18 protein-coding genes and 1 tRNA gene are annotated in these 19,372 nt (G+C 38.2%); 8 read left to right on the forward strand and 11 right to left on the reverse strand.

Annotated features, from left to right (window positions below; all coding sequences use genetic code 11):
* Positions 1-238: 238 nt before the first annotated feature.
* From AC1DNH_RS05915 to AC1DNH_RS05940, 6 genes are all read right to left on the reverse strand, one after another.
* A complete protein-coding gene (locus AC1DNH_RS05915) occupies positions 239-1,939 on the reverse strand; it encodes a glycoside hydrolase family 3 protein (protein ID WP_477578936.1) in 1,701 nt (566 codons plus the stop codon).
* Between the two features lie 142 nt (positions 1,940-2,081).
* The gene (gene nadD / locus AC1DNH_RS05920; protein ID WP_477578934.1) at positions 2,082-2,675 is read right to left on the reverse strand and encodes a nicotinate (nicotinamide) nucleotide adenylyltransferase; all 594 of its coding nucleotides are present in this window, start codon (positions 2,673-2,675) and stop codon (positions 2,082-2,084) included.
* A 32-nt stretch (positions 2,676-2,707) separates the two neighbouring features.
* Positions 2,708-3,076 carry a four helix bundle protein gene (locus AC1DNH_RS05925; protein WP_477578932.1) on the reverse strand — a complete coding sequence of 123 codons (369 nt, stop codon included), beginning with the start codon at positions 3,074-3,076 and terminating at the stop codon, positions 2,708-2,710.
* 71 nt (positions 3,077-3,147) lie between these two features.
* Positions 3,148-3,717 carry a guanylate kinase gene (gene gmk / locus AC1DNH_RS05930; RefSeq protein ID WP_477578930.1) on the reverse strand — a complete coding sequence of 190 codons (570 nt, stop codon included), beginning with the start codon at positions 3,715-3,717 and terminating at the stop codon, positions 3,148-3,150.
* A gap of 68 nt (positions 3,718-3,785) precedes the next feature.
* A complete protein-coding gene (locus AC1DNH_RS05935) occupies positions 3,786-4,649 on the reverse strand; it encodes a YicC/YloC family endoribonuclease (protein ID WP_057931857.1) in 864 nt (287 codons plus the stop codon).
* A gap of 331 nt (positions 4,650-4,980) precedes the next feature.
* Positions 4,981-5,709, reverse strand: coding sequence for a lysophospholipid acyltransferase family protein (locus AC1DNH_RS05940; RefSeq protein WP_477578928.1), 729 nt, complete (start codon positions 5,707-5,709; stop codon positions 4,981-4,983).
* 222 nt (positions 5,710-5,931) lie between these two features.
* On the opposite strand from AC1DNH_RS05940, the gene AC1DNH_RS05945 reads away from it, so the two are divergent.
* Positions 5,932-6,657: a hypothetical protein gene (locus AC1DNH_RS05945; RefSeq protein WP_477578926.1), complete on the forward strand. Its 726-nt coding sequence runs from the start codon at positions 5,932-5,934 to the stop codon at positions 6,655-6,657.
* Positions 6,654-7,364: a hypothetical protein gene (locus tag AC1DNH_RS05950; protein ID WP_477578924.1), complete on the forward strand. Its 711-nt coding sequence runs from the start codon at positions 6,654-6,656 to the stop codon at positions 7,362-7,364. Before AC1DNH_RS05945 ends, AC1DNH_RS05950 begins: the two co-directional genes overlap by 4 nt.
* A 162-nt stretch (positions 7,365-7,526) precedes the next feature.
* Here the strand turns inward: AC1DNH_RS05950 and rnc are convergent, their stop codons facing one another.
* From rnc to AC1DNH_RS05965, 3 genes are all read right to left on the reverse strand, one after another.
* Positions 7,527-8,255, reverse strand: coding sequence for a ribonuclease III (gene rnc / locus AC1DNH_RS05955; RefSeq protein WP_215124919.1), 729 nt, complete (start codon positions 8,253-8,255; stop codon positions 7,527-7,529).
* Between the two features lie 93 nt (positions 8,256-8,348).
* Positions 8,349-9,602 (reverse strand): beta-ketoacyl-ACP synthase II, encoded by a 1,254-nt coding sequence (gene fabF, locus AC1DNH_RS05960; RefSeq protein ID WP_029274997.1) that lies wholly within the window; start codon positions 9,600-9,602, stop codon positions 8,349-8,351.
* Positions 9,603-9,623: 21 nt separating this feature from the next.
* Positions 9,624-9,860, reverse strand: coding sequence for an acyl carrier protein (locus AC1DNH_RS05965; protein WP_008508386.1), 237 nt, complete (start codon positions 9,858-9,860; stop codon positions 9,624-9,626).
* Positions 9,861-10,018: 158 nt separating this feature from the next.
* On the opposite strand from AC1DNH_RS05965, the gene AC1DNH_RS05970 reads away from it, so the two are divergent.
* The 3 genes from AC1DNH_RS05970 (at position 10,019) to AC1DNH_RS05980 (ending at position 12,192) form a co-directional block, all read left to right on the forward strand.
* Complete coding sequence (locus AC1DNH_RS05970; RefSeq protein ID WP_230144333.1) at positions 10,019-10,438, forward strand: IPExxxVDY family protein; 420 nt, start codon at positions 10,019-10,021, stop codon at positions 10,436-10,438.
* Between the two features lie 147 nt (positions 10,439-10,585).
* Entirely contained in the window at positions 10,586-12,016 is a 1,431-nt protein-coding gene (gene pyk, locus AC1DNH_RS05975; RefSeq protein WP_057931851.1) for a pyruvate kinase, read from the forward strand.
* A gap of 88 nt (positions 12,017-12,104) precedes the next feature.
* Positions 12,105-12,192, forward strand: a tRNA-Ser gene (locus AC1DNH_RS05980).
* A gap of 155 nt (positions 12,193-12,347) precedes the next feature.
* Here AC1DNH_RS05980 and AC1DNH_RS05985 read toward each other — a convergent pair.
* Positions 12,348-12,854, reverse strand: coding sequence for a hypothetical protein (locus AC1DNH_RS05985; RefSeq protein WP_477584343.1), 507 nt, complete (start codon positions 12,852-12,854; stop codon positions 12,348-12,350).
* A 44-nt stretch (positions 12,855-12,898) separates the two neighbouring features.
* Positions 12,899-13,066, reverse strand: coding sequence for a helix-turn-helix domain-containing protein (locus AC1DNH_RS05990; protein WP_477584349.1), 168 nt, complete (start codon positions 13,064-13,066; stop codon positions 12,899-12,901).
* Positions 13,067-13,486: 420 nt separating this feature from the next.
* Here AC1DNH_RS05990 and ppsA point away from each other — a divergent pair, with 420 nt between their 5' ends.
* The 3 genes from ppsA (at position 13,487) to AC1DNH_RS06005 (ending at position 19,313) form a co-directional block, all read left to right on the forward strand.
* Positions 13,487-16,102: a phosphoenolpyruvate synthase gene (gene ppsA / locus AC1DNH_RS05995; protein ID WP_477625261.1), complete on the forward strand. Its 2,616-nt coding sequence runs from the start codon at positions 13,487-13,489 to the stop codon at positions 16,100-16,102.
* Positions 16,103-16,407: 305 nt separating this feature from the next.
* A complete protein-coding gene (locus tag AC1DNH_RS06000) occupies positions 16,408-18,540 on the forward strand; it encodes a S9 family peptidase (RefSeq protein ID WP_477608084.1) in 2,133 nt (710 codons plus the stop codon).
* Between the two features lie 101 nt (positions 18,541-18,641).
* A complete protein-coding gene (locus AC1DNH_RS06005; protein ID WP_477584337.1) occupies positions 18,642-19,313 on the forward strand; it encodes an NAD-dependent epimerase/dehydratase family protein in 672 nt (223 codons plus the stop codon).
* The last annotated feature ends 59 nt before the right edge of the window (positions 19,314-19,372 follow it).

Consider the following 19,372-nt stretch of genomic DNA (forward strand, 5'->3'; position numbering starts at 1 on the left):
CATTAAGGTTTTATATTAGATAATCGTTTTGAAAGCGAAATTGTTTTAGGAAAGCTAAAAGACTAAAGCTATAAATAGAGGCCCTGAAATAAATCCGATAGCTATCGGATCAGGGCGACGACATGGCTGAAGCTAATGCGGAATATTAACCCACTTCTCAGTGGCAAAAGATTCTTCGCTGCGCTCAGAATGACAAAATATTTATTCTTTATGTATTTTGTATCTCGGTTGTCAACAATTAAAGGCCATCTCCAAATTTATAAAACGGCGCCACGCCTACAGGCAACTTTCCTGTTGGTGCCAATCTGTTATTAATTACAGCAGCAGCTGAAATTTGCATATAATCTTCTTTTTGATAGGCAACAACCAAACCTTTACTGTTTTCTAAACCCGATAAACCAGCCAGATTATATGGATTTGCAAAGAGCGCAAAAACAGCATTCTTTGCCGATAATTCTTTAATAAAATTCTTTACACCTGCATTTAGCGGAATATTATTGGCTGGTCTTGCACGACTATCGTGAATACCCACAATCACCTGGTCGAATGCGCCGATTTCGCGGGCGATGTTGGAAATCTGAGTAGCACTGGCATCTTTATCCAGCACATAATAAACAGAGTTATAATAACCTTTCGAAACCTCTTTTTGGAAAGTGGTAACCGAAGGTACACCAATACTGATAATGGCCGTTCTTCTGATCGGGATGAGGCGCTTGATATAATCTTTACCTTTTAACAGCGTTACCGATGCATTTGCCAGCTCTTGCACCAAAGCATTGCTCGACTTGCGGTTTACACCTGTAATAACACCTTGGGTTACAATCGTATCGCGTTTGGCCAGGCCTGCCCAGTATTTTGCAGTCAATATTTTACGCACACTCTGGTCTATTTCGTCCATACTTACACGATCCTGCCTTACGGCTTTACGCACCAATTTAATGGCCCTGTCGCTGTTTTCAGATAGCTCAATAATATCGTTTCCGGCAATGATACCCATTAAATCAGCTTCACCATCTTTGAAATATTTTACCACGCCTTTCATATCCATCGCGTCAGAAATAATCAAACCTTTAAAACCTAATTTCTGCTTCAAAATACCCGTAACAATCGGTTTAGATAGGGTAGAAGGTAGGTTTGGTGTAGCATCTAACGATGGGATGTTCATGTGGGCAATCATCACCCCCGATGCGCCTTGTTTAATCAGCTCTTTAAAAGGATACATCTCCAATGTATCTAACCGTGTAGCAGAGAAAGTAAGCTGTGGTAAATCGTAGTGCGAATCTACATCGGTATCGCCATGACCAGGGAAATGTTTCAACGTAGTTAATAAACCGCCATCCTGCATACCTTTCATATAAGCGGCAACCTTAGTGGTTACGTTATATTTATTTTCGCCGAAAGAACGGTAATTGATTACGGGGTTTTTGGGGTTGTTATTGATATCGGCGTCAGGAGCTAAATTCATCTGCATCCCCATGCGCTTGTAATCTTTAGCCACTTCAAGGCCCATTTTATACAATAATTCTTTGTTTTGGATGGCACCCAAAGTCATTTGATAAGGATAAGAAATGGTACTATCCAAACGCATGCCCAGGCCCCATTCACCATCATTTGCCACTATTAATGGCACCCGACTCAGTTTTTGATAAGCGTTTGTGGCTAAAACCTGTCGACCAGGGCCTCCCTGAAAAAAGATAACCCCCCCCAATTGTTCTTTTTTAATTACCTGACCAACTGAATCTGTATATTTTTTACCCAGATTGGTATGCGCTCTAACAAAGAACATCTGTGCAATACGCTCTCTGCGGTTAAGTTTGTTAAAAACCGAATCTACCCATTTAGGTTGATTGGCCAATAATTCTAAGTAGGTTTTCTGTTGTGCGCTTGCCGAAAATGCAGCGCCACAAAAGGCAATGAGTAGAAATAAGTTTTTTTTCACGTGTTTTGTTGTATCTGCTGCCGCTAAATTAGTAATCAAAAGGCGAATTAAACAAAAACCAATCCAAGTAATCGATTTAATACAATATGTTGTAAGCCCGTTGTTTTCTAGGTGCTGTATAGATTACAAATATTGATCTCTCCTATTTATACATTCCTTTGCCTTCAATGAAATCGATCACTTTATCGGGCAGGAAAAACTGAACATTCTTTTTCTCTTTAATGGCTTTGCGGATAAAAGTTGACGAAATTTCCATTAAAGGGGTTTTGGTAAAAGTGATGGAAGGATGATTTTCCCATTCGCTTACATTCGCCTCTGGGCGTGGGTAAACATAAATCTGATAGTTTTTTAAAAGTACCTCGTAGTTTTTCCATTTTTTGAATGATACCAGATTATCGGCGCCCATAATCAACACAAATTCCTTTTCAGGATATTTTTCGTGTAAGTAGGTGAGCGTATCGATAGTGTATGATGGTTGAGGTAGCGAAAATTCAATATCGCTCACACGGATATGCTCTGCATTTTCTGTCGCCAGTTTGGCCATTTCCAAACGGTCGTACATATTGGTTAAGCCACTTTTATCTTTTAGCGGATTATGTGGCGAAACTACCAACCATACTTCATCAAGCTCGGTATGGTTAGCCATGTAATTGGCAATAATTAAGTGCCCGGTATGGATGGGGTTGTATGAACCAAAGAAAAGACCAGTTTTTAGTTTATAGTTTTCAGTTGACATTTTTCAGTTCGCTACATTAATTGATGAACAGTTTAAGCAACACCATACTTCTCTGGATTATTGATCATGTGATTTAACAATTTTCCAACTTCGTCGCTTTGCAATGTTAATTTTTCGTGTTGCTCTTTATCAAGATATTTACACTCAAAAGCAAACTTTAACCAGCCTTTCGTCTCACTATTCTCCATATCACTGTCCGAAAGCTTACTGATGAAATGGGCTTTATATCTTCGTTTCCTATAAGCTTCAACTAAACAAATATTTGTAGATCGCGAAGACCTTCTAATCTGATCTGTTAATGAGTACATTTCGTCTTTTGGAAAAGACTTGCTGAGTTCGAAAATATTCATGGCCAACTCAAATGACTTCTTGTAAACTAATAGATCAGAAAAATCGTCCATAATGTGACTTTAAGATTTAACCAAACAATATTTTAAAGCACCCAAAACTGAGAATTGGAAACTATAAACTGCTAACTTTTTAAAAAATCTCCGACCAACTGCTCTGCTTCTGCACAAGCTGTAGCCAGATCGTAATTTTTTAAAATCACATCAAACTTATCTGCATAAAGCAGTTCTTTTTCAGCTTTGATAAAACGTTCCTGTAATTTTTCCGGACTATCTGTTCCGCGACCGCTTAAACGTTCTTTTAAAACATCTAATGATGGTGGCTGAACAAAAATGGCCAAGGCATCTTCTTCATATTTTCTTTTCAAACGGATACCGCCTTCTACATCAATATCAAAAATAACATGTTTGCCTTCATTCCAGATGCGTTCGATCTCTGAGCGTAAGGTGCCATAAAAAGTTCCGTTATAAACCTCTTCAAATTCCACAAATTCCTGGCGGGCAACTTTGTGCAAAAACTCTTCTTTACTAATAAAATAGTAATCGTTTTCATGTGTTTCAGCGCCTCTCAATTCGCGGGTGGTTGCAGAAATAGAAAAGCTCAGCTCAGGAAATTTCGTTAATAAATGGTGTACTATAGTGGTTTTACCTGCTCCTGATGGTGCCGAAAATATGATTAATTTGCCTTGTTTCATTTTGTAAGCTGAAAGCAAAAAGCTGAAAGACCAAAGCTGCTTTATGCTTTAGTCTTTAGTCTTTCTCCTTATAATACGTTTAATAACTGTTCTTTTATCTTTTCTAATTCTTCTTTCATACCTACAACAAATTGTTGCATCTGGGCGTCATTTGCTTTAGCGCCCATGGTATTAATTTCTCTTCCTATTTCCTGAGAAATGAAGCCCATTTTTTTACCGTTTGCTTCTTTGCTTGCTAAAGTTTGCAAGAAATAATCGCAATGGCTTTTTAAACGTGTTTTCTCCTCGGTAATGTCTATTTTATCAATGTAGTAGATCAATTCCTGCTCGAAACGGTTCTGATCGATATTTACTTTGCCTACAGCATCATCTAAAAACTGGGTAAATTTATCGCGGATTGCGGTAATTCTTTTTGGTTCTAATTCCTCAACAGATTTGAAATAAGAAAGGATATTTTTAATTCTCAGTTCTAAATCGGCCTTTAAAACTGAGCCTTCATCTTCTCTGAATTTATTGAAATTGGCCAAAGCCGAGGTGAAAATCTGAAATAAATGGTTCCACTCATCCTCACTTACACTTTCTTCCTTGTAACTGATTACATCAGGAAAAGTTAATGCTGTTTGCAATAAGTTACTGCTATCAGCACCCAATTCGTTGTTAACGGCAATAAGCTGTTTGTAGTAGTGGCTTAATAAGGCCGTATTGATGGTAGCACCCGTAACTTCACCATTGGTACGTTCTACATTGATGCTTAAACTTACTTTTCCTCTTTCGATGTCTTTACTGCAGATGTTGCGCAGGATCAGCTCTTTATCAGAAAAAGCTTTAGGATATTTTAAATTCAGCTCCAGGAATTTACTGTTGAGCGATTTGATTTCGACACTATACTTTGCATTTGCATAATCGGCTGTTGCTAAGCCGTATCCTGTCATGGATTTTATCATGCGCAAAGATAGGGTTTTAAGCCGAAAGGAGAAATAATAATGGGCAAGGAGTCAGAGTTGTAGCATACCGGCATAAAATACCTTTATATTTAGAAAACTAGCGTTCAGTATTTCTTCGGGGATTGCAGCCCCGCTTTGCGCTTTACTTTGTTACACTACGTGCTCGCTGCAATCGGGTTTATGTACAATGTGGAGTAGTTTTTGGCAGGGGTCTGTTACCTACAAGGTGCAGAACCTTTGTTCCTAAACCTGATGTTCACGGACAGTAGGACTGCTTTAGCCAAAAGTACCGAATCCCTCATTTCAAATAAAGATTAAGTTATTTTATTAACAGTGCTAAAATTGCGTTGAAAGTTTTTTCCTTTAACATTCCCAGATCATCGGCAACCAGTCCCTTCGCCTCAATGGCTTCTCCAAATACTGTTCTAATCATCCCGGGGTTAAGTAAAAGTGGGTTCGTTCGGGGTAAATGTTCTTTACTGTTCAATATCGCAAAAGGTAAAATCGGTGTTTGGGTTTCTATCGCCAGGCGAAACGCGCCATCATAAAATGGATTTAAAGGCTTGTTTGATTTGTTCATTGTCCCTTCGGGAAAAATCAGGATCGATTGTCCATCGGCAAGGTCTTTTCTCAGTTCGGCTACAGAATGGTCTCGGCTTTCTCTGCTACTTCGATCAATCATCACCACCAAACGTTTGTAAATCCATCCAAATACCGGGATTTTAAGCATTTCGATCTTTCCCAGTGGGCTAAAGGCCTGTGGAATGCAGATTACAATGGCGACAGCATCTAAAAATGAACTGTGATTGCCTACGTAGATGTAAGCCCGCGAAGTGTCAATTTTTTCTCCGCCGGCAGAAAACCATAGAAAAGTGAAAAGACTAAAAGCCCATGCCCAGAATTTTAAAAAATAGAATGAAATTTTTCTTCCTGTTTTTTCCTTAAAAATACCTGTACTGATCAGAATAAAGGGGCAAACAATAAGCATGAGTATAAAAAATACAATTGCCGAATAGAGTAAATAAAATCCACTCATTAGTTTTCTCATGTTTATTAACGTTTATTTAACAGTTTTCAAGTTTAACAAATGTTAATTTTACAAAAATATTGGTAGATAAGAAAGTATTTTTTACTCCTTTCGTAAGGAAGATAATGGAGTTTTCTTGTTGGGATGTAACAATTAGGGCAGAAACAAACAACAAAACCGATATGCTGTTAAAATAGATAACTAATTTGCGCTACCAGATAATTTAACTTGCCATTTGATGCGATGAAGCATTTAAAAATTATTCTTCTATTGACCATCTTAACACAGGGCTTAAAAACAAAGGCTCAGGATTTTGTGCTGAAAGGTGTAGTAATTGAAAAAGGCTCAAATGTGCGGATTGCTTTAGCTGTGGTTACCAACATGCGCAGTAAAATGGGCGCCACAAGTAACGATATTGGTATGTTTCAGTTAAGTGCCCGTACTGGCGATACATTGTTGATTCAAAAAAGAAACCTGAATGAGCAAAAAGTAGTCGTTAAAACAGATGATGACCTGGTTGTTTATTTGATCAGAGGAAGTACTATGCTAGAGGAGGTTACAGTTAAAGGGCAGACCAAGAAGCAGGAAATGGAAAGCATAAAAAGCGATCTGAAACGAAATGGTTCATTTTATGCAGGTAAACCGCCTTTAATTTTGTTAAACCCTTTTGGTGGGAATCCGATAACATTTTTTTATGAGCTTTTTGGCAAAACGCCTGCAAGAGCGCGTAATTTTAACCGTTATTATAAAAAGGAGCTAAGTTTAATCGAGGTAGATAAGTTTTTTAATAAAAATTTAGTTTTAAATAATACTACCTTAACTGGAAAAGATCTGGACAAATTTTTGCTGGATTATTACCCGACACGCAGCATGACCATTAATTGGAGCAATTACGATGCTGTTAAATACATCAAAGAATCGGCTAAAAAATATACCGATACTTTGAAACATACAAATAACACACCATGAAAAACTTTAAATTTGGCATTATACTCTTCGTTTTTACCTCAATCAGCTTCTTCGCAAAGGCACAGGATTTTATTGTCAAAGGTGTGGTGATCGAAAAAGGTTCGAATATCAGGATTGCCTTATCCGAAATTACCAACCTACGCACCGGAATCGGTGTAGGCAGTAATGATATTGGTATGTTTCAGTTAAAAGCCAGAATTGGTGATACACTGTTGGTAATTAAACGCGACCTGATCGATCAACGTGTAGTGGTAAATAGCGAAAAAGATCTGGTAATTTATCTAGTTAGAGGAAGTACCACGCTAGCCGATGTTACCATTAGGGGGAATACCAAAAAAGAGGATCTGAACGAAATTAAGCGCGAGTTTAAAAATAAGGGCGTGTACAACGGGGGTAAAACAACGCTTTTGTCTGCTATATTCAGCCCTTTAAATGCGCTATACAATTTAATTGGCACTGACCCTAAAAATGCACGGAGATTTGGCAGATATGCCGATAATGAAATCAAACAATCGCAAATTGATGTATACTTCAATCAGAGTGTCATTAAAAACAATACCGAACTAAGGGGTGATACTTTAGAGAAATACATGTTAAACTGTCGTCCGGAATTTGATAAGGCAGAACATTGGAACAGCTACGATTACATTAAATACATTAAAGAATCTTCGAAGAAATTTACCGATACGTTAGGGAAGGGAAAGTAGTCTTTAGTCCGAAGTCTATAGTCGGTTTAGCGTTTTGAGTTTTAGGTAAAAAGTCGGAAGTCTGACGTCAGAGGTCAGAATTTTTAGTCTATATCAACAGTTAACCGACTAACCAGTTTATACAATTAACCAAATAAACCAATGACTACTGAACCAATGAACTTATATACTCAATGCTTCGCAAGCTTTCTCTGCAGCTAATTTTTCTGCGTTTTTCTTGTTATAATCTCGTCCGGTACCTACTTTTTCGCCCTCTACTACAGCACTAATGGTAAATAATTTAGCGCTTTCGCCTTCGCCATTCTCTGCCAGTTCGAACATTACATCCTTACCATGGCGTTGGCACCATTCGATCAATTTACTTTTGAAATTGGTTTCTGTAAGTTCTAAAGTGTGGATGTCGATGTGTGGTTTTACGATCCTGCGCAATAAAAATTCTTTGGTAAAGTTGTAGCCCTTATCCATATAGATGGCACCCACTATGGCTTCAAAAGCATCACCCAGCATCGAATTGTGCTTGGTTTGTACGCTCACTGAACGCTGATCGAACTGAATAAGCTTATCAAAACCAATTTTCTTTGCCAGCTGATTTAAATTAGCTCGGTTTACAATCTTCGAACGCATTTCGGTTAAAAAACCTTCTTCTTTGTAGGGGTAATGCTTAAAAAGCAGCTCTGCTATCACCGAACCTAAAACAGCGTCGCCTAAAAATTCTAAGCGTTCGTTGCTGCTCCTGCTTCCATTTTTTAAAACTTTTGCTACAGAACGATGCCTGAACGCCATTTTATAGAGCGTAACATTGCCTGGAACAAAGCCCAAAATGTTTTTCAGCTTTTTAACAAACTCCTTTTCGGGAGAGAGATAAAGTTTATATAATTTTAATATCGGCATTAAATAAATAACACAATTAACGGCTAATTAGCATATTTAACTAAGTTATCTATTTTTAATTAGCATACAAAATTATATAGTAGGGCTGTTAAATTAATCTTCGTATTTCTTAAAAATAACAGAAGCGTTATGGCCGCCAAAACCGAATGTATTACTTAAAGCAGCTCTAACGGTACGTTTTTGCGCTTTGTTAAAAGTAAAATTCAATTTAGGGTCAAATGCAGGATCATCTGTAAAGTGATTGATTGTTGGAGGAACAATGTCATTTTTAACAGAAAGAATTGCTGCAATAGCCTCAATAGCTCCAGCTGCACCCAAAAGGTGGCCAGTCATCGATTTGGTTGAGCTGATGTTTAAACGATAAGCATCCTCACCAAATAATGTACCAATGGCTTTGGTTTCACTAATATCACCAAGAGGCGTAGAAGTACCGTGTACATTGATATAATCTATATCCGCAGTTGTTAAACCAGCATCTTTTAGTGCATTGGTCATTACCATTCTAGCGCCTAAACCTTCAGGATGTGGTGCCGTTATGTGATTAGCATCGGCACTCATTCCACCGCCAACAAGCTCTGCATAAATTTTTGCACCTCTTGCTTTTGCATGTTCAAGTTCTTCTAAAATAATCGTTCCGGCACCTTCACCGGCTACGAAACCATCACGATCTTTATCAAAAGGGCGTGATGCTGTTGCCGGATCTTCGTTCCGTGTTGATAATGCATGCATGGCATTAAAACCACCCATACCCGCTTCGTTAATGATCGCTTCAGAACCGCCACTGATAATTACATCAGCCATACCCAAGCGGATATAGTTAAATGCATCAATCATTGCGTTTGTTGAAGAAGCACATGCCGAAACGGTTGCAAAATTTGGCCCACGTAAGCCGTATTTGATCGAGATATGCCCTGGAGCAATATCAATAATCATTTTAGGGATAAAAAATGGATTGTATCTTGGCGTACCATCTCCCTTAGCGAAATTTGAAATTTCATCCAGGAAAGTTTTCAATCCACCTATGCCCGCGCCCCAGATTACTCCGATCCGGTTGGTATCTAATTTTTCAAAATCAAAACCACCATCCTTCACAGCCTCATCTGTTGCTACAAGAGCATATTGTACAAACGGATCTAGCTTGCGGGCTTCTTTTTTCTCCAAAAAGTCTTCCGGATTAAAATTTTTAACCTCGCATGCGAATTTGGTCTTGAACTTTTCAGTATCAAAACCCTTAATAGGAGCAGCGCCACTCACCCCGTTAGTCAATCCTTCCCAAAAATCGGGAACATTATTGCCTATAGGAGTGAGCGCACCCAACCCTGTTACTACTACTCTTTTTAATTCCATTTATACTGAAAAAGCGTAATTCTATTTAACGTTTTTTTCCAAATAAGCAATTGCTTGACCAACTGTACCGATGGTTTCAGCCTGATCATCAGGAATAGCTACATTGAATTCTTTTTCAAATTCCATAATCAATTCTACGGTATCTAAAGAATCTGCACCTAAATCGTTGGTGAATGAAGCCTCTGGCGTAACTTCGCTTTCGTCAACACCTAGTTTTTCTACGATAATAGCCTTAACTCTTGAAGCAATATCAGACATAATTTTATAATTTAATGGTTAAATAATTCTGTGCAAAGAAAAATAAATTCTTACAATTTTCAAATGTTTTTATTTCGATACGTAATTTTGGTATCTCAATAACACAGCGAATATAGAATTAGTTTTTTAATTTCGTTCTGTAAATAATTTATTTCGCTTTGAATAAGACTTACCTAAAACTTACCTTAGACCTTGATTTTATACTAATTGCGATCACAGCACCCTTAAAAGACTATGTGCTCTGCCACAAAATTAATACCCGGTTAAATACTCAATTTGAAAAAATAGAAGACCATGAAATATTTTTTAATATCGACGAACCAGCCTGGTGTTTCTCGAAATATTACTTTTTTGTAGAGCAAGGTGAGGTAGAATACTACTTAATTTGCAATAAAAGCAGCGATGGTTTTCTAATTCCTGAAATGAACAAAGTAGATTTTTTTATTATTATTAAAGAATTTATTGATAAGGAAGATTTGGATTATTTAATCAACGGTTTAAATAAATTGCCTGATATACAGGTAGCTGCAAAGATAGATCCGGCCAAGTTAAAGAGCCGTGAGAATTTGGTAATATAAAAATTATATACTTGGTGTATTAAATACACTATATTTGACGGTTACAAACAAAGAACAAAAGAACAAAATATATAAAATTTGATGCAGTTTGATTATTTTAGATAATAATTAATGCTTTAAACTGCATTGCTAAAATCAATTAATTAAATGAAACCTTTTCATTCGAGAACTAAAATTGTTGCCACGCTTGGGCCTGCATCAGCAAAACCAGATGTATTATATAGTATGTTTAACGCAGGTTTAGATGTTTGCCGCTTAAACTTTTCGCACGGATCACAAGCAGATCACCAAGCGGTTTTGGATACCATCCGCGATTTAAACAAAAAATACGATTATAATGTAGGTATCCTTGCCGATTTACAAGGGCCTAAAATCCGTATCGGTTTAGTAAAAGAGGGTGGTATTAACCTGATCAATGGTAAAACTACCGTAATTACTACTAACGAATGTATTGGTAACGAAGAACGTATTTACATTACTTACCAAAACTTCCCTCAGGATGTTCAGGCGGGCGAAATTATCCTTTTGGATGATGGAAAGCTTCAAATGAAAGTGATTTCTACCAACTTAAAGGATGAAGTAGTTTGTGAGATTGTTCACGGTGGTATTTTAACTTCAAGAAAAGGTGTAAACCTGCCAAATACTAAAGTTTCTATTCCTTCATTAACACCAGAAGACCGCGAAAACTTAGAATTTGTTTTAGAAAATGATGTAGAGTGGATCGGTTTATCTTTCGTACGTAAGGCAGAAGATATTATCGAACTTAAAAAAATTATTGCAGAGCGCGGTAAAACTGCCCGTGTAATTGCGAAAATTGAAAAACCAGAAGCCATTGCAAATATCGATGAGATTATTGCCGTAACAGATGGTATTATGGTTGCCCGTGGCGATTTAGGTGTTGAATGTCCGATGGAAGAAGTTCCATTATTACAAAAAATGATCGTTGCTAAATGTAGAGCAGCTTCTAAACCTGTAATTGTGGCTACACAAATGTTAGAGAGTATGATCACTACACCTCGCCCAACACGTGCAGAGGTGAATGATGTGGCCAACTCTGTTTTAGATGGTGCTGATGCAGTGATGTTAAGCGGCGAAACTTCAGTTGGAGAATTTCCATTGATCGTTATTGAAACCATGCAAAAAATTATCCAGAACATTGAGCAGAACAACTATCCTTTCAACCCTGATAAGTTTTTAAAACCAAAATCGCCTTCTTTCTTAAGCGATGCCATTTGCGATTCAGCTTGTTTCTTAGCGAAACAAACTAACGCGGTAGGTATTGTATCGATGACTTTAAGCGGTTACACTGCTTTCGAAATCTCAAGCCACCGTCCGGAAGCTTTAACCTTTATTTTTACCAGTAACAGGGCTTTATTAAACGCAGTAAGTTTACTTTGGGGTGTAAGAGGCTTCTACTATGATAAGTGGGAAAGTACCGATAACACCATTATTGAGGTTAACGAATTCTTAAAAAGCAAAAAATTGGTTAAACAAGGTGATATCATCATCAATACTGCCGCTATCCCAATGGAAGCAAAAGGTAAAACCAACATGTTAAAAATTACGGTTATAGATTAATTTCTAATATCATATTTATAAAATGCTCCTGATTTTAATCGGGAGCATTTTTTTTATCAATAAAAAATATACTTTTGCAATCCAGCACGGAGAGGTGTCAGAGTGGTCGATCGAGCACGCTTGGAAAGCGTGTGTACTGCAAGGTACCGCGGGTTCGAATCCCGCCCTCTCCGCCAGTTTAAATAACTAGGTTTATTAAAGGCTTTTAAAATAAATGATTGTTGTTTTTTTAGCTTTAACCATTTTAACTTCCAGTTTAAATATTAAAATTGCTTCTACAATAATGCAGCTTTTATATTGTTGAAGATATGCTTTTAAAAAAGTGGACACATTAAAAAACAGATTTGTTGAAAGCAATTTTCATTGAAAGGGGAAACGTGTTTTTGATAAACCCCATATACTTTAATACCGAAATTCCTTCTTTTAATTCATCGATGTTACTATAAAACCTACCTGACATCTTGTATTTCAATTTATGCTCTTTAACTAAATAAAAACACTTATAACTCCCATATTTATCTTTTACCACAGTGTCAGCATAACCATCGAAATAATTAAAAGGATAAGTTTTTGTGATGGGAAGTAAAAACATTTTAAAGGAAATTGTTTTTGAGTCGGGATCTATAACAGTCGTTTTATAGTTCAGTTTCATCTGCGCGATTATGTACAATGGTAAAATAACCGTAAGTAAAGTACTTAATAGACCTAAACCTGAAAATTGAGGTATAGGATGTTTGCCAAAGTGTGCCGCATAAAACAAAAACACACAAAGGATTAATAATCCTGTCATTACAAACTGGCCAATGAACTGATAATTGTCAAATTTTGATTTAATCATTCTTTAAATTATAGCTCACTAATATAAATTATTTATCCCTTTTTCTAATTAAAAGAATGCCTAAACTCCAAGGGCGATAAGCGCATTTTTGTTTTAAAGAATTTACTGAATGACTGTGGATGCTCAAACCCAGCTGGTAGGCAAATTTCACTCACCGACAATTCAGGCGTCGAAAGTTTTTCTTTTGCTTTTTCAACTAACTTTTCGTGAATAAGTTGCTAGGTATTTTGTCTAGTCAAAGCCCTAAGCATATCGCTTAAATAACGTGGCAAAACTTTGGCCTCTGCTGCGGGGTAATGCACCTAATTTTGTGTCCTTTTCTGTATTTCGCATAGTTGCAATAACGTTCTGGCATCTTCAATATTTAAGGCTGAGAAAAATTATTTGGAGGAAATAAGTGGATAATATAGTATTAATTATTGCCGCTTTGTTGTAAGGATAACGCCAATACTTCTACCATTATTGCGCTTGGAAAAATATAGTTAAAAAACGTTGTTTCGATACTTTATAGCTTCTATTTTTGGCTTTTTACTTCCTTTAAAATTGAGTTTAAGATGTTGATAAACAAAGCCGAACTGTTTTCGAATTGCTAAGGAAGAACTAAATATCTACCAGATAAAAAACGAAATAGAATGAGCAAATATGTAATTGGTTTTCAGGAAATCGACAGGTCTAATCTTTTAGAAGTTGGCGGTAAGGGCGCCAACCTCGGCGAATTATCAAAAATTGAAGGGATACAAGTGCCCGATGGCTTTTGCGTAACCACCGAATCGTATAAGAGGATAACCGAAAACAATCAAGAGTTAAATAGCTTGTTGAAAGAATTAGAAAACCTTAAAGTAGAAGAGCATTCAACGATCAGTAAAATTGGCGGAAAAATCCGGACACTAATCGAAAATTTACCTATTCACTATGATATATCCGAAAAAATTGAAAGTTATCTTAACAATTTTGACAAGCATGAAGCCTTTGCTATCCGATCTAGTGCTACCGCCGAAGACCTTCCATCAGCATCTTTTGCAGGTCAGCAGGATACCTACCTGAACATTATCGGAAAAACAGTCATCTTAAAACATATCAGCAAGTGCTGGGCATCATTATTTACCGATAGAGCGGTAATTTATCGCCTCCAGAACGGTTTTGACCATTGGAAAGTGCAATTATCTGTCGTTGTTCAGAAAATGGTTTTTCCGCAGGCAGCAGGAATATTATTTACGGCAGATCCGGTTTCAGGAAATCGGAGAATGTTATCTATTGATGCCAGTTTTGGATTAGGAGAGGCCATGGTTTCGGGCCTGGTAAATGCCGATAATTATCAGGTGTGCAGTGGCAGAATTATCAATAAAAAAATATCAACTAAGAAACTGGCTATTTATGCCTTAAAAGACGGTGGTACAAAATCTCAAGGGCTTTCAGCTGGAGAGCAAAATAGTCAAGTGCTTACAGATGAACAGATTTTACAGCTTGAGCAGCTGGGTAGAAAGATTGAGGAGCACTTCGGCCATCCACAAGACATCGAATGGTGTTTGGCTGATGGTAGGTTTTATATTGTTCAGAGTAGGCCAATCACTACATTATACCCAATCCCCGAAGGGAACGATCAGGGAAACCATGTTTACATATCTGTCGGACATCAGCAAATGATGACTGATGCCATGAAGCCATTAGGGCTATCGTTATGGCAGTTAAGGGCAGCCAGGCCAATGTTTAGTGCTGGCGGAAGGTTGTTTGTAGATGTAACGGATAGTCTGGCCACCGCAGCTGGGAGGACGAATTTATTAGATGCGATGGGGCAACATGATCCGCTCATAAAAGATGCATTGATCACCATCACAGAAAGAGGCGACTTTATAAAACAACTACCAGATGATGGAAAAGGACCAGTGCTGGTCAAGAGTACTAAGGGCCTGTCGGCTGCCGATATTTTAACGCAGATAGGAAACGACCCTGCTATCGTTGCTGGTCTGATCAAAACTAATGAGGCGTCAGTAGAAACACTAAAACAAAACATCCAAACGAAATCAGGACCAGGTCTTTTTGATTTTATCCTGGAAGACATCGAGCGATCAAAGAAGATGATATTTGATTCGCAACATATGGGGGTGATTATAGCCGCGATGAATGCTTCATCCTGGCTCAATGAAAAGATGGAAGAATGGTTGGGTGAAAAAAATCCGGCAGATACATTGTCTCAGTCGGCACCCAACAACATTACTTCAGAAATGGGCTTGGCATTATTGGATGTTGCAGATGTAATCCGTCCTTATCCAGAGATCATTAATTATTTACAAGAGGGAAAGGAGGATAATTTTTTAGATGACCTGATTCAATTTGATGGTGGAAAGGAAACGCGGAATGCAATCTATGCATATCTCGAAAAATACGGAATGCGGTGTGCGGGAGAAATTGATATTACGAACACACGCTGGAGCGAAAAACCATCGATATTAATTCCCTTAATCCTTAGCAATATCAAAAACTTTGAGCCCAATGCTGGTAAACGAAAATTTGAGCAGGGGAAACAGGAAGCTTTAAAAAAGGAAAATGAATTATTGAGTAGATTGGCTCATTTACCAGATGGTGAACAAAAAGCCCTGGAAACAAAGCAAATGATCAGTCTGCTCCGGAATTTTGCGGGTTATCGTGAATATCCCAAATACGGTATTGTTAACCGCTTTTTTGTTTATAAGGAGGCTTTACTAAAAGAAGTCGAAAAACTCGTAGATGCTCATGTTTTTCATGAAAAGGAAGATAGCTATTACCTCACTTTTGAAGAACTTTGTGAAGTGGTACGCACGCATCAAGTTGATTACCAGCTTATTGTTGAACGAAAAGAAGAGTACTGCAAATACGAGAAACTTACGCCGCCACGGGTAATTACCTCTGATGGCGAAGTTATTACGGGTAAATACAATCGCGAGAACCTTCCGGCAGAGGCAATTGTAGGTTTAGCGGTTTCTTCAGGAATGATTGAAGGACGGGCACGCGTAATCCTAAACATGGAAGATGCCGATCTGGAAGATGGAGATATACTGGTTACCTCATTTACCGACCCAAGTTGGACCCCATTGTTCGTCTCAATAAAAGGCCTGGTTACCGAAGTTGGGGGATTAATGACACATGGTGCCGTGATTGCAAGAGAATATGGCCTGCCGGCGGTGGTTGGCGTAGAAAATGCCACCAAACTGATCAAAGACAGGCAGCGTATTCGAGTTAACGGAACAGATGGTTATATAGAGATCTTATAACCTCCTTGCTGCTCTTTCTGGCGACCAACGGCTCACAAGAATAACCTTGTTTACACATTTCTATTATCAAAAATATCTTTCAGGTAAACGTCCAGGGTAACCAAAAGGTAACCAAAGGGTTAACATGGTGCAAAATAAATTGTATGATAAAAAAAATTGTGGAAAGCTATACTCCCAGCGCTGTGCCCTTCACGCCTCTCTCCGTATTCTTTGTGGTTAAAAACGATATACCACCTAAATTTGTATCATGATTAATACTAATCATTTCCTAAAACAGTCTTATTTTTAGCGCAAGATTAACTAACATGATGAATAAATATTGGCTTACCGTAACGGCTTGTACTTTGGCCATTACCGCAAATGCTCAGCAGAAGTCCCTAACCGTTAAAGATTACGAAAGGGCGGAATGTTTTATGAGCTATAATACCGCAAAGTATATCGACCATGCCAGCGTGCAACCTAACTGGCTGGAGCATGATAAATTCTGGTATACTACTAAAACGAATGGCACTGAACAGACTTTTTTGGTAGATCCGGTAAAGAAAACAAAAACTTTAACTACCGATTATAAAGGCAGTGCAACACCATCTCGACGTGGGGCCAGCCGGAATGAAGTTCTATCTCCCGATGGAAAAAAAGCCATTTTAATTAAAGATTATAACCTTTTTGTTAAAGATATAGCCACTGGAAAATTAACGCAATTGACCACTGACGGCATTAAGGATTATGGTTATGCTACCGATAATGCAGGATGGAAACATAGCGATGCGCCAATTTTGCGCTGGTCGCCAGATTCGAAAAAGATAGCCACTTTCCAACAAGACCAAAGAAACTCGAAAGATATGTATCTGGTAACCACAAATGTGGGCGCGCCAGTATTAAAAGCCTGGAAATATCCTTTACCAGGCGATAAACAGATTGCAACCATTAGAAGAGTGGTGATTGATGTAGAAAACGCGAAGATGGTTTCGCTAAACATCCCTGCAGATCAACACCGTGCTACCTTAAGTGATGATATTTCGAGCAGTGGTACTTTTGATGATATCGATTGGAAAGCCGATGGCACTGAAGTAGCATTTCTGTCCACCTCCCGCGATCATAAAAATGAAAAATTCCGTATTGCCAATACCACAACAGGGGCCGTTCGCGAAGTTTTCGAAGAAACGGTAAAAACACAATACGAATCTGGTCAGGGAGCCATCAACTGGCGTTACCTTCCTGCGTCTAAAGAGATTATCTGGTATTCGGAAAGAGATAACTGGGGTCATTTATACTTATATGATGCTACCAATGGAAAATTGAAGAACCAGATTACGAAAGGCGATTTCGTAGTTACCCGTTTAGTTAAAGTAGACGAAAAAACACGTACGCTTTACTTCATGGCCAACGGCCGCGAAAAAGGAAATCCTTATTTCAGCCATTTATACAAAATCGGTTTCGATGGAAAAAATTTAGCATCGTTAACCCCCGAAGAAGGTAATCATCAGGTGGTATTTTCTCCATCGTTCGAATATTTTGTAGACACTTATTCACAACCAGATGTACCAGCCGTTACGGTTCTAAGAAGTATCAGCGGAAAACTGATCAACACCTTAGAGAAAACAGATGTATCCAGGTTAACTGCTACAGGCTGGAAAGCTCCTATCCCCGTTTCTGTTAAAGCCAAGGATGGTAAAACTGATATCTACGGGCTGGTTTTCACACCGACAAAAATGGATGCTGGCCAGAAATATCCAGTTATCGATTATATTTATCCAGGTCCTCAGGGTGGTAGCGTAGGCAGTTGGTCTTTTGCTGCCTCACGTGGCGATAATCAGGCTTTGGCCGAGCTAGGCTTTATTGTAGTGGTAATAGAAGGGACCAGTAACCCAGACCGCTCTAAAAGTTTTCATGATATGAGCTATGGCAATATGGCTGAGAATACTTTACCCGATCAGATAGCGGCTATCAGGCAGCTCTCTGCTAAATATCCTATTGATACGACAAAAGTCGGTATCTGGGGACACTCGGGCGGAGGTTTTGCCACAGCTGCGGCCATGTTCCGTTATCCGGATTTCTTTAAAGTAGGAATTTCCGAATCAGGTAATCATGACAATAGAAACTACGAGGACGATTGGGGCGAACGTTACAATGGTTTGGTAGAAAACGCCGATTATGAAGCACAAGCCAACCAGAACTATGCTAAAAACCTAAAAGGGAAACTGATGTTGGTTCATGGTATGATGGATGATAACGTGCCGCCTTACAACACATTATTGGTTGTAGAGGCATTAGAAAAAGCAAATAAATCTTTCGATCTGGTTATTTTTCCAAATAGTGCACATGGTTATGGTGAATACTCACCTTATATGATGCGTCGTCGTTGGGATTATTTTGTACAACATCTTTTAGGAACAGAACCACCTAAAGATTATCAAATGAAAGCCAGTGTAAAATAACTTTAAGAGCAACCTAATCAGTTGCTCTTTTTGTTTATATTACCTTAGCAATGAAACAAAGTACCTCTTTTTTAGCTTTTGTTTATTAAGCAAATCATATTATGGGAAAAACCAGAGATCAGAATAATGTAATCATAACCGGTGCTACTGGGATGGTTGGCGAAGGGGTATTAATGCAGTGCCTAAACAGCCCTGAAATTGATACTGTTTTAGTGATTAACCGCAAGCCATGTGGTTATAGCCATCCAAAGCTTAAAGAGATCATCCATCCCGATTTTTTCGATTTTTCGCAGATTGAAAATCAGCTTTCGGGTTACAATGCATGTTTTTTTTGTTTAGGGATTACTTCGGTAGGTGTTAATAACGATATCTATTACAAAATGACTTATACGCTAACCATGCATGTTGCAGAAACGTTAAGTAAGCTAAATGAGGGGATGACTTTTTGTTATGTTTCCGGTGGAGGAACCAATGAAAATGGACGGTTGAAATGGGCACAGGTAAAGGGTAAAACAGAGCATGATTTAATGAAATTGCCTTTCGGGCAGGTGTTTAATTTTCGCCCGGGTTTTATTAAGCCGCTGCCAGGACAAAAATATGCCCATAAATTTTATAAATATATCAATTGGTTATTTCCTATTGGAAGGGCCGTTTATCCAGATGGGTTTTGCACTATGGCCGAACTGGGCAATGCCATGATTAATACTTTAAACCATAATGGCGAGCGGAGGATTTTAGAAGGAAAAAACATTATTGCCTTGTCAAAAGAATAAGCCCGGGTGCTGCAATGAGCTCCCGGGCTTATAATTATCAGCTCCTTATAGACCAGTTT

This window comes from Pedobacter sp. 01N310 (assembly GCF_056399805.1).